This window comes from Desulfococcus multivorans, assembly GCF_001854245.1.
Lineage (GTDB): Bacteria > Desulfobacterota > Desulfobacteria > Desulfobacterales > Desulfococcaceae > Desulfococcus > Desulfococcus multivorans.
In genome coordinates this window covers 3,780,841-3,793,007 of sequence record NZ_CP015381.1, presented here as the reverse complement: position 1 = coordinate 3,793,007, position 12,167 = coordinate 3,780,841, and the positions used below count along the sequence as shown (strand labels likewise).

General features: G+C 48.3%; 9 protein-coding genes. 1 reads left to right on the top strand and 8 read right to left on the bottom strand.

Annotated elements, in window-relative coordinates:
- Positions 1–94: 94 nt before the first annotated feature.
- The 5 genes from dmul_RS19830 to tnpC all read right to left on the bottom strand — a co-directional run bounded on the left by dmul_RS19830 (position 95) and on the right by tnpC (position 7,510).
- Positions 95–1,243 (bottom strand): polysaccharide pyruvyl transferase family protein, encoded by a 1,149-nt coding sequence (locus dmul_RS19830; protein WP_020878562.1) that lies wholly within the window; start codon positions 1,241–1,243, stop codon positions 95–97.
- On the bottom strand, positions 1,240–2,694 hold the full coding sequence (locus dmul_RS16530; protein ID WP_040416670.1) for an alkaline phosphatase family protein: 1,455 nt from the start codon (positions 2,692–2,694) through the stop codon (positions 1,240–1,242). The genes dmul_RS19830 and dmul_RS16530 overlap by 4 nt, the downstream gene beginning before the upstream one ends.
- A gap of 22 nt (positions 2,695–2,716) precedes the next feature.
- A complete protein-coding gene (locus dmul_RS16525) occupies positions 2,717–4,042 on the bottom strand; it encodes a lipopolysaccharide biosynthesis protein (protein WP_020878564.1) in 1,326 nt (441 codons plus the stop codon).
- Positions 4,043–4,439: 397 nt separating this feature from the next.
- Positions 4,440–5,711, bottom strand: a complete 1,272-nt coding sequence (locus dmul_RS16520; RefSeq protein WP_040416672.1) for a glycosyltransferase family 4 protein — start codon at positions 5,709–5,711, stop codon at positions 4,440–4,442.
- Positions 5,712–6,145: 434 nt separating this feature from the next.
- Entirely contained in the window at positions 6,146–7,510 is a 1,365-nt protein-coding gene (tnpC, locus tag dmul_RS16515; RefSeq protein WP_020878567.1) for an IS66 family transposase, read from the bottom strand.
- Between the two features lie 80 nt (positions 7,511–7,590).
- On the opposite strand from tnpC, the gene dmul_RS16510 reads away from it, so the two are divergent.
- Entirely contained in the window at positions 7,591–7,935 is a 345-nt protein-coding gene (locus dmul_RS16510) for a hypothetical protein (RefSeq protein ID WP_020878568.1), read from the top strand.
- A 733-nt stretch (positions 7,936–8,668) separates the two neighbouring features.
- On the opposite strand, the gene dmul_RS16505 is transcribed toward dmul_RS16510, so the two are convergent.
- The 3 genes from dmul_RS16505 to gmd all read right to left on the bottom strand — a co-directional run bounded on the left by dmul_RS16505 (position 8,669) and on the right by gmd (position 11,968).
- Entirely contained in the window at positions 8,669–9,709 is a 1,041-nt protein-coding gene (locus dmul_RS16505) for an SDR family oxidoreductase (protein ID WP_020878570.1), read from the bottom strand.
- A 111-nt stretch (positions 9,710–9,820) separates the two neighbouring features.
- Positions 9,821–10,867: a GDP-L-fucose synthase family protein gene (locus tag dmul_RS16500; RefSeq protein ID WP_020878571.1), complete on the bottom strand. Its 1,047-nt coding sequence runs from the start codon at positions 10,865–10,867 to the stop codon at positions 9,821–9,823.
- A 15-nt stretch (positions 10,868–10,882) separates the two neighbouring features.
- Positions 10,883–11,968, bottom strand: a complete 1,086-nt coding sequence (gmd, locus tag dmul_RS16495) for a GDP-mannose 4,6-dehydratase (RefSeq protein ID WP_020878572.1) — start codon at positions 11,966–11,968, stop codon at positions 10,883–10,885.
- Between the last annotated feature and the right edge of the window lie 199 nt (positions 11,969–12,167).

Genomic DNA, 12,167 nt, shown 5'->3' with positions numbered 1-12,167 from the left:
CCTTGTTCCGGCCTATCGCCTGTGTGATAGGCGAACTTTTAATGCGGGGCTGTAAAATTTTATTTTCGCGTAAATGGTGAACTTTTCATTGCTATTATTCAAGGCATTGAAACATTTTCTCAAGTGTATTTTTCGCTGAATATCGCAAAGACTGAATTCGTCCTTGAATTTGTTTGGATAGGTCATTCCATCTATTTAATCGGTTTCGAACAAGTCCAGATTCCGGTGCATTCACATCATAACGCCAAACCATTTCCTCCAGGCCCAACCGTCGAAAAAGATCCCTTCCTTTGCTGTTACGATCAGGCCATTTAGAGGAAGTTTCCACAAAAAGTACCGGTGCCCCGGCCAATAATAGCGTAAAGATACTTCCATGAAATCGATCGGTCACGATCATATTCAAATTCGAATAGAGGCCCAGGCGTTGGTTGAGGGATTGAGGCTGAGAGAAATACTTTTCTATCTGTTTCGGACGTTCAAGATCTATCACATCAAAACCGTTTTGGATAAGTTGTTCGGTCATTTGTCCTTTAACTGATGTATTTCCAATGCCGATTGCAATACCAGCCAATGGCTTATTGTTAGAATATTTTGCTATTGAATGATCAACTATTGAATTTAAATCCCATAATAAGGTCGGATCAGGCATGAAATGAATCCGTTCAGAGGAAATCCCCAGGTTCACCAGATAATCTCTTGTTGAATCATCTCGGACTGAGATAAAATTGAACGCTTCAATAGCGGCACGAATTTTTTCTGCACGGTTCACATTGTTCGCATATGATGAGATGATTGGGTCTGCAGATGAAGCAAAAGCGATTTTTTTAATTGAAGGCAAATCGGGTAAGAAATAGATATTGGGAGAGTGAGGAGCAAAACCGCTTGGCCTTCCTTCCCAAACCGTATCACTCCCTACGATTACAGCATCATAACTTTGTGCATCAATGAATCTGCGAGCCTTTTCTATATTATCAGTTATACAGGAAGGGCTTTTTCCCTGGAAGTTATTTTTTATAAAAACACGGATACTGCGCAATTTGTTCCAGTAACTATACCGTACAAATGGATAACGCTTTGTCAAGATTTTGAGATGTTCCTGTTTTTCACCACGCCAAGGTCGATAGTCCACTAATTCGATCGTTGCGTTAGGGTAGTAAGAACGAATCAGTTTTTCAAGACAATAGGCCTGCACAACAGAGCCATCGTTAACAACTCGATGATAAGTTAATATACCGATTTTCATAATTCCATGCCTCTCAAAATAAGCTTGTAGGCCAAGGTAAGGCTGGGTTCGTCGCTTTTCCGAATCAGGCCGGCTAAGGCCGGATCAACGCAAAAGAGGGGATGTCTTCCCTTGATGCCCGTAAACATGTCTCGCTCAACGCGAGCAAGGTTTTTGATAGGCCCGTAGTCCTTGTTTGGTTCAATGAACGCTCCATTTTGTTCGAAAAAATAGGCGTCGGGATGGTCGATCCAGATGTCCGGTAACAGAGCTTCATATCTTGACTGATTGTATTGATTCCGGTATATTCGCGCTTTCAAGTTGTTTTTTTTCGCCTCTTCGTTGCCGTTGAATTGTTCAACAATCTCCTGCGCAAGATGCACACTTTCTGTGTCGTTGCTCACAGGACCTGCAAATCGGCTTTGGTCATTGATATAAATACCGGGCACATACCTCACTCCAAAGGCCTTGGTGCGGTTCCAATCGGCATTCATGCCGGCGAGCTTCGCACTAAGTCCAGGGGCCGTTCGAACAAGATGTTTTTTAAAGCTTTGTGGAAAAATACCGGTAGCGGCTTTTATGGCCTGCTTAAAGGTACCTGAAGATTTGGCTTTGGGATGCTGAAAACCTGATTTGGTTAACCATTCATTGACGTTAACGCTGTAAAGTCGGGGACTCTGTCCGTGATCCGATACAAACATTACATGCTCAGGTGAGACACAGCCCATGATTTTACCGATATATTCATCAATCTGTTCATAAAAAACAAGAAGCTTTTCCTGAAACGAATTTGCAGGCAACCCCTTATTTTGAATTAATGCTTCGATCTCGCTCATGGCTAAATATTGAACCCTACAAATTGCCATAAATGCAACAAAACCGAATCGCACATGGAAGCGATCTTGAAGACAGATAAAAGCATTGGTCCTGATCTTAGTCATATGAACAAGCCGATTAAGGAATGCGCTTTCATCGCGCAATCCACAAGAAACAAACCGAGTATCAACGATATATCCTTTTTTTATTAACAAATCTCGCGCTTCATTTGGGTAGCAGCCTTCCAAAGGAATGACAGATGCTCCACTCGTAGCGGCACCCGCGCCACCACCCGCTACTGCAAATCCATTTACTGTTGGCGCGGGCATCATGCTAGGTACATTCATAAACCCAACGCTATGGCCTTTCTCACATAACCTTGCCCAAAGGGGCTTTATATCAGGATTGAGATCGTAATCGTAAACACTGAACTTCTGAGTTGTATTGTGGCTTCCATCCAGCTTGGGTTTAGCGTAAAATGCCCCGGATTCTCGGCCATGAACACCGCACAAAATTTCTGCCCAACCGCGGCTCCATAGATCTTCTTGAACATCCAGACAAATATTTTGCGCCAATATCTTATGCAGGTTCGGCATGGGCATTTCCTGAATGATTCTTTTGTCTCCACCGTCAAGTCCAATAGTTAATAATTTCATTCTTGAATCCCCAAAATATGTTTTACAGTTCAGTATTATAAATACGTCGCAAATTTCTAAGCAATGGGATATCATTCAATAATCTGGTAGTCAGCGCGCCAAACAATTCTACCATGGCCAGCATCATGGCATTTAGGCCCAAAATGATACCAATGAGAAGATACACAAACCGTATTGATACAACCAAATTCCTTCTGGCCATTTGATTCATGGCCAGAGCAAGGGGGAAAAACACTAAGGAAACGAATGTCATATAGATTGTAAAAATAAATACATAAAAAACTGGTAAGGCATTAAGGTAATCCGGAGTGGTAAAAGCCAATATGATCGGTTTGGACACTATCGCGGCAACACAGGCGATAATAGCGCCTGAAATAAGAGAAATTTTGGAATAGGCATTTATCAATTCATATAGTTGTTTGATCTTTTGTTGCGCCCAAAGTGAAACAATTTCAGGAGTAAGAGCGTTTTGAACATTATTTTGAACGACTTGCAGTACCTTGGCCAGTTGCCTGGCGATTCCATAAAGAGCGACCTGGTTAGGTGTTGCAAGGATACCCAACAAAAACATACCTCCTGTGTCAGACCCAAGCTTCAAGTATCCCGTCAGATTTGTCTGAAAAAGAGTCGAAAAAATGTTTCGACGATGTTTTTTTAAAGATCGAATGCCCGTACCTTTTGTACAGCGCAGTAGCGGCAAAATGCATAGGATAGAAAACAATAATGCAGAAAGGGCCGTTATCAACATGCCTGCTGTTATTGCCCATATCGCAAGTTTAATTGTAACGGATCCCGCGTATACTAGTTGATATGCTATTATACCCAATGAAAAAGCGGCACCGGTTATCTGAGGAAGTATGATAAGGATAAACCGATCATGTAGTCTAAGAATAGAACTATAAAACCCCTCAAAAGCAATAAAAAAAGCAGCTATTGCGAAAATTCGAAACAGTGGTGCATAGCTTGGGTCTTTGTAAAAAATTTCAGCAACCCAATAAGCAGACATATAGGTGCCAACCGCGATAACGAAACCAACAGTAAATGATAAAATAAAAGATATAAATACAATTCCTTTTAGTTCATTATGCCCTAGTCGATTATTGAATTGTGGGTAAAATCGATAAATAAAATCATTTACGCGTAGTCCGAAAAGCATGGCCATAAAACTAAAAAAATTCATAACCACCAAGATTCGGCCATAATCAGCTATTGGGAGATTTTTTGTTAGCAATGTCGTGCGTAAAAGAGAGAAAATGAGCAAAAGAACAGATCCGACAAAACCAATAGAAAAGTTTTTGCCTATCCGTCTAATTAAGGGGTTGTCTTTCAGAGCTATTGTAAATGTCATGAGGTGCACTTTGACGCTACAAGGCCAATGTTATTAACGTTGTAGATGTTTTGAGATATTGCAGGGCCACCATTAATCTGATACCTATGCCCAGCAGCACGTTGTCCGGGCAATATGTAGCGCCGAAGAAATCCTTGAACCATTGCCAGTTAATCTTGTCCGCAAGCTCGACCAGTTCATGCCTTGGATTGATGAACTAGACCAGTTCCGGCTGAAAGAGATCACGTTGAGCATCTTCGATGGGTGCTTCCTCGGTGTCGTGGCGGTCGCTTCCTTAAAAAATGCAAAGTGTTTGAGGTAGAACCTCTGAGATCTTGCAAATCAAACTATCATTTATGGTGATGCGTTTTGTAATTAGCAATAGAGCAGATACAAATTATTTATGCACTGTAAGGCCTTATGATTTTAGCTGAATATTGCCGGAATGCTTTGTGCCATCTATACGGCTTTGAAGGTTTTCATAAAGTTCTTCATAAGTTATGGCAACTGATTCAATGGAACAGTTTTTAACTATTTCCTTTCGAGATAATCTGCCCATTTTTCGTCGCACTTCTGGATATTTATTTATCATCTCAGAAAGCGCCTTTCCCAATGCATCAGCGGAACCTTGTTTCACGATCGTGCCGTGATCTGGAGAAGCTATGAAATCTTTTATTCCGCTTAAATCGGTTGCTATGCAAGCTAAGCCTGACGCCATAGCTTCGAGGAGTACATTTGGCTGCCCCTCAGCGAAGGACGGCAATACAAAAACATCTGCCGCCATCATATATTCATTGATATTGGGTGTCTGGTCCCGCCATTCAGTAGTATTTTGCAGAATTTTTCGATTGAGTCGTTCTGAAATTGATCGTTGGTATAGATTTGTATTATCGTCGCAAGGTGATGTTTTGAACGTATTACCTTTGGGTCCTATGAGCAACAAAAACGCCTGATCTATTGTTCTTGAAATATTTTCCCAGGCATCCAATAGTAGATCTATACCTTTTCGAGGATGGATGAGGCCAACATATAAAACCAATATGCTGCACTCTCTAATATTTAATTTCCTTCGTAAAATATTTTTCTGATTTTGATCTTCAACTTGTCTAAAGATATTAACATCCACTCCATTTGTAAAATGCTTGATTTTGAAATCAGGTATGGCAGCAGCGCGGAGAAATTCTTTGCTTTCAGGACTTAAAACGATAAAACAATCGGCTAAGCTGGCAGGCAGAAGCCATAAATTAAGTCTTAGTTTTTGCTGAAAAGATGAGCGAGGTCTTACCTCTCCTTGTGCAATCTTGATTATTGTTGGCAAATTAAATAATTTCCCTAAAATGCCCGCAACACCAGCAGGAGCGAAACCCGATAAACAATGTAAAATGCAATACTTTCTTGCATTAAATAACAGATGCCAAGCAAGGAAAATGATGAAAGCCAAGTAGCCAAGTTGGGGTGAGATATTATCCAAAATTGGTGAGCCGATCCTTATTACTGTAAAGCCGTTAACCCGGTCTTTTCCAGGTAACTGTTCAAATTTACGTGTCACGATGACAAAATCATAGATACCGCGATCGGCTACTGCTCTGGCAACGCGCGACCCTTGTTTAGCATAGCCAGCAAAAATTGGATCAAAACAATGGCTGATGAGGCATATTTTTTTCATTTTACCTACTTGGTTTTCGCTCATTTTTGTATTCCGATTTCTTTTCTACTCAACTTTCGAGGTTAGCCAAACTTTGGAGTAAAGTTGTTTAACATTTTGAAATAGAAAATAAAAAACTTTAAGAGCCGATTTCTTTGATTTATAGTGAATTTGCCACAAAATAATATAATATCAAGAGGAAAGGGCTCAAATGAAACATGACAAAATTCGATCCGAAGCTCAAGATGCTATTCATGTCAGCAGCAAAATTCATAACTTTTTTGATCATTTCCGGATCGACACGTTGCTTCACCAGTGTGGTGCTCGAAAACACTCGGATACAGTGTTCATTTTTTGACGGTCTCGTAAAAAGTAAAAATCTGGATTTTTGACCACATCATATCGTTTTTAATGAAAGCCAAACACACTTCATATTGTAGTAAAAATTTTGTAAGCGATCAGAGGGTACTTGAAAAATATCAGGAAATCCAGGCCATGTCTGGATTCAGCTCTTTGAAGAAACACTGCACGGCATCGACGAGTACAGGGAAAAGTTTCCTGGACCTGAGTCTGCAGGTATGGCGAAGTGTCAGAATGCGCTCTACCCAGCGCTGCCCTTTTGTACTCTCAGTCCCCTGGCTTCGCTTTCGCCAGATGACAGCATAACGCAGCATTCTTTCGGCATGGTTATTGGTGGGATCAATGCCCTCCTCGTCAAGGAATACAAACAGGGATTCAATCTCCTTGTCAAGGCGGCGCGCCATTCGTCCGGCATCGTTTTTCTCATCACGATAAAGCCCGATCAACCGGCAGAGCCTTGCATAAAAGGCGTTCCATTCTCCCTGGGTAAGCAGCTTTTTCGCCATGTTGCACAATCGTTGAAGTTCACTCATGCACCAGACCCCAAATTTGGCAATGCCGGGGTCCCTTCTTTCTCTCAATCCTTTGGCCCTGCGGATCAGATGTGCCAGGCAGGTCTGTCGCCCGGCGGCCCATTTCTGATAAACGCCATAGTCGTCGCTGATCAGGATGCCGTTCCATTTTTCAATCAACGCCTCGAAGGCCTCTTTCGAGCGGTTTGGATGGATTTTAAAGAAGGCTTCATCATCGTTGGCCATGACCCAGAGCCACTCGAGGTCGCCGCTCCTGGGAAAAGATGTTTCGTCGATATGAGCCTTGAGGGCTCGTCTGATCTTTGTTCCGATGGTTTCATAGTGAGGCTCGATTGCCTGCGACACCCGATCGATGACATTCTGGACCGCGCCGAGGCTGATGTGAAAGTTCAGGGTCGAATCGCAGAATTCCTGGATGCTGGTCCGGCTGTTTCCGTGATTTCCGGCCAGATCACCGATCAGGGCAGTCAGTCTGGGGCCAAAGCCGGTCCTGTTTTCGGGTTGAAGTTCCGCCCTGTTTTCGACGCCGCATTTCGGACAGTCGGTTGAATGGAGAAAGTGCGTCACGTCCATCTTGATTTCAGGCAGCTCGATGACCTGATGCACGTAAAACGGCTTCGTTTTTGGAAAATGCCGATTGCCGCAGGGGCAACGTTCCGGCTTGAGAATGACAATTTCAGTGGGCATCATACGTTTTTGGATATGCCCTTTGTGCCCTTTTTTGGCGCCGGCTCGCTTCTGGACGGCTTTGCGCTTTGGTTTCTTCTTGTAGGGATTGTCTGAAGACGGCGGCTTGTTTGAATTCCCGGAGTTCCTGTTGATTCGATTTTCCAGTTCATCGAGGCGCCGGGTCAGGATTTCAACCTGCTGTTCCAAAAATTCAAATGCTTTTCTTACAGGTTCAGGGGTTGCCTGCCAGTCTTCTTCTGTGAATGGACGGTACTTCATCATGGAAATTAGAATACCAGATAGTGCATAAAAAACCTAGTGAGAAATATCATATTTTGTAGAAGGGGAAGTTAGATATCCCCGTGATCGCTTACAAAATTTTTACGGACGGCTTTTTACGAAACCATCATTTTTTGATAGTAACGATATTTGCTCTGCCGTTTCTCGGTAACAATTTCTTCCGCGAAATTGTTACCAACAAAGATGCCATTGTCGGTAAAGATGCCGCTTATGATTTGCTCAAGGGCTGCACATTCAACTGGCGACGGCTGTTATTGATTCTTGCTGTACGAATACACGGCATTTTCAGCCGACTGACCGATGAGCAGCGTGAGGATATGCTCATCATTGACGACAGCACCTGCGACCGCTCACGGTCAAAAAAGGTGGAGCTGTTGAGCCGGGTCTTTGATCACAGCACCGGTTGATATTAATTCGGCAATTAAAGATCCGAACAAGAAGTTGTTAAGAGTATTGCTAACAACCTAAAATATTTGATCAAGAAAAATATGGTCTGTTTATGTAGATAGTTGCCGGTTTAATACCTGCGAGGTTATAGGTTGTTGACCGTTTGCTGGTCCGACGGTGTCAGCACCCTGCCGTTAGATTTCGAAATGTTATCATCCGCTAAGACCAAAAATCGATATCAGGAGGCCACGAAACAGGTCGATAAACGCTGCTGTGAGTATCGACGGCGACAGGATGCCACCATGAAAGCAACCGGGCATCTGGGGCCGATGGTCGAACGCATCCTCAAGGCCGGCATCAATGCCCGCTATTTGCTCATGGACAGGTGGTTCACCATGCAGTCAAATATTGCCGTCCTGCGGAAGCATCTGGATGTGATTGTCATGCTGAAGAAAACGTCCAGGATCCACTATGAACATGATGGACAGAAACGGGACCTGACAACGATCTACCAGAAGCTTTATAAACGACAGGGGCGTGCTGGAATTCCGGCCTCCACGATCGTGTCCGTTAAAAATCAGGAGTCGGCAACATTCGTATGGAAACCGACCACCGCAGTATCGGTGATTTGTTCTATGCCTGCTGTGATGAGTTTAGGAATATCAGTTTTATTGTATTTGGCTGGCGAACAATTACGCGAAATGGGCATTTTTCTGCCCTCCGCCCTCCGCTTACCGAACGAATTCATATTTTCTACAGGGAATCCGAAAAAAACCCCACATACCACCCCCCCGCCTTCTCCAACCCCTCCCGCACCGAAAATCCCGGCCCATACCCCAGCAACTCCCTGGCCTTGCCGATATCCGCCAGCGAATGCCTCACATCCCCGGGCCGGAAGTCCCGGTAGACCGGCTGGAGGGTTGCGGCTTCGGGCCGGGTTTTGGCCACCAGGTTTTGGATCATGTGGAACAGGTCGTTCAGGGTGGTCCGTTCCCCGAAGGCCACGTTGTAGACCTGGTTCACGGCGTTGGGGTTCCGGGTGAGGGCGGCCAGGAGGTTGGCCTGGACGCAGTTGTCGATGAAGCAGAAGTCCCGGCTGGTTTCGCCGTCGCCGTTGATGTAAACCGGGTCGTTGGTGAGCATGGCGGAGAACCATTTGGGGATGACCGCGGCATAGGCGCCGTCCGGGTCCTGGCGGGGGCCGAAGATGTTGAAGTAGCGCAGGCCGATGTTCTCCAGGCCGTAGGCGTCGGCAAAGACCGCGGCGTAGAGCTCGTTGACGTATTTGGTGACGGCATAGGGCGACAGGGGGCGTCCGATCCGGTCCTCCACCTTGGGCAGGCCCGGGTGGTCCCCGTAGGTGGAGCTGGAGGCCGCATACACGAACCGCTTCACCTTTGCGTCCCGGGCCGCCACCAGCATGTTCAGGAACCCGTCGATGTTGTTGGCGTTGGTGAAGATCGGGTCTTCCATGGACCGGGGCACGGAGCCCAAGGCCGCCTCGTGAAGGACGATCTCCACGCCCTGGCAGGCCTCCCGGCAGGTCTCAAGATCCCGGATATCCCCCTCGATGAACCGGAACCCGGCCCACTGCTCCGGAGAAACCCGGCCCTTCACCTCGTCCAGGTTTCGCCGATGCCCCGTGGAAAAATTGTCCAGCCCGATGACGGGTTGGTTGAGGCGGAGCAGGGTTTCGAGCAGATTTGAGCCGATGAAGCCGGAAACGCCGGTGATGAACCAGGTTTGGGGACTTGATTGGATTTGGGTTAGGGTTTGTGCGTATGGTGTTTGCATAGAGAGTTATGAATTATGAATTGTGAATGTTGAATTATGAATGTTGAATGTTGAATGGGGGATGGTGAATGGTGAATTCATAATTCAAAATTCAACATTCAAAATTATCAATTACTTCTGTTCCGCGTACCATCGATATGTCTGGCGAATACCTTCTTCAAGGCTGATTTTGGCCCGCCACCCCAGGTTCTGGAGTCTTGAGACGTCGAGCAGCTTCCGCGGTGTGCCGTCGGGTTTGTCGGCGTCGAAGAGGATTTCGCCCTGGTAGCCGACGGCGTGGGAGATGACGTTGGCCAGTTCGCGGATGGTGAGGTCTGTGCCGGTGCCGATGTTGAAGAGGAAGGGGTCGTCGGCGGCGGTCTGGAGGATTTTCCAGGGGAGGCGCATCAGGTGGATGCAGGCCGCGGCCATGTCGTCCACGTGGAGGAATTCCCGCTTGGGGGTTCCCGAGCCCCACAGCATCACCATGCCGCCCCGGGGGCCGGCGATGTCTTCCAGCGAGGCCCGGATCTCCCTGGGGATGGGGCCGAATCGGCGTTCGTCCGCCGCGATGCCGTCCCGGTCGTTGTTGGCCGCCAGTTTGGCCAGGTGGAACTTGCGGATGAGGGCCGGCAGGACGTGGGAGGTCTCCAGGTCGAAGTTGTCGTTGGGGCCGTAGAGGTTGGTGGGCATCACCGGGATGAACCGGGTGCCGTGCTGCCGGTTGTAGGCCCGGCACATCTCGATCCCGGCGATCTTGGCGGTTGCATAGGCGGAATTGGTGGGCTCCAGGGGCCCGGTCATCAGATAGGACTCTTTCATGGGCTGGGGACAGAGCTTGGGGTAGATGCAGGAGCTGCCCAGGAAGAGGAGCCGCTTCACCCCGTGGAGAAAGGCCTGGTGGATGACGGTGTTCTGGATCTGCAGGTTCTGGTAGATGAAGTCCGCCGGATAGGTGTTGTTGGCGTGGATGCCCCCCACCTTGGCCGCCGCCAGGAACACGTATTCGGGCTGCTCTCGTGAAAAGAAATCGGCCACGGCGTTCGGGTCGGTCAGGTCCAGGTCCGCGTGGGTCCGGGTGATGAGGGCCGTGTGTCCGGCGGCCGCGAGCTGCCGGCAGAGGGCGCTGCCCACCAGGCCCCGGTGGCCGGCGATGAAGATGCGGTTGTCTTTATCCATGTGAGGTTCCCCCGGCTATTCGAAGTTGTGATAGATCCTGAAGCCGCTCTTCTCGCACAGGGCGTCCTTTTTGGCCTCCTCGAGGTCGGCGGCCACCATCATGCGGACGAGCTCGTCAAAGGAGACCCGGGGTTCCCAGCCCAGCTTCTCCCGGGCCTTGGACGGGTCGCCCAGGAGGAAGTCCACCTCGGTGGGGCGGAAGTAGCGGGGGTCGATGCGCACCAGGACCCGGCCGGTGGCGGCGTCCCTGCCGACTTCGTTCACGCCCTCGCCCGCCCAGCCGATGTCGAAGCCCGCCGCCGTGAAGGCCTTTTCTACGAACTCGCGCACCGCGTGGGTCTCGCCGGTGGCGATGACGTAGTCGTCGGGCGTGTCCTGCTGGAGCATCATCCACATCAGGCGGACGTAGTCCCCGGCAAAGCCCCAGTCGCGCTTGGCGTCGAGGTTGCCCAGGTAGAGCTTGTCCTGGAGGCCCAGCTTGATGCGGGCCACGGCCCGGGTGATCTTGCGGGTGACAAAGGTCTCCCCCCGGATCGGCGACTCGTGGTTGAAGAGGATGCCGTTGCAGGCATAGATGTTGTACGCCTCCCGGTAGTTGACCGTGATCCAGTAGGCATAGACCTTGGCCGCGCCGTATGGGCTTCGGGGGTAGAAGGGCGTGGTCTCCGTCTGGGGGATCTCCTGGACCTTGCCGTACATCTCGCTGGTGGAGGCCTGGTAGATGCGCGTCTTTTTCTCGAGGCCCAGGATGCGGATGGCCTCCAGCAGGCGGAGGGTGCCCAGGGCGTCGGTGTTGGCCGTGTACTCCGGGGTTTCGAAGGAGACCTTCACGTGGCTCTGGGCCGCCAGGTTGTAAATCTCGTCCGGCTGGATTTCCTGGATGATGCGGATCAGGTTGGTGGCGTCGGTGAGGTCGCCGTAGTGCATGAAGAACCGGACCCCCTCCTCGTGGGCGTCCTGGTAGATGTGATCCACCCGGGCGGTATTGAAGGAGGATGCCCGCCGCTTGATGCCGTGGACCTCGTAATTCTTCTCAAGCAGAAACTCGGCGAGATAGGCGCCGTCCTGGCCGGTGATACCGGTGATTAGGGCTTTTTTCATAAGATAAAAAGGTGTTAGGGTGTTAGGGTTTTAAGGTTTTAGGGGGTTAAGTGTTTATGTGATGAGGCTGAAGACTGAAGACTGAAGGGGATGCGTGCGGTGTTTAGCACGGAAGCAGCTCCATGGTCTATAGCCTTCAGCCTAAGGTTGTGTTGGGGTCGGGCCAAGTCAAGTGTTTGAAATTCATGAGTTATTCATT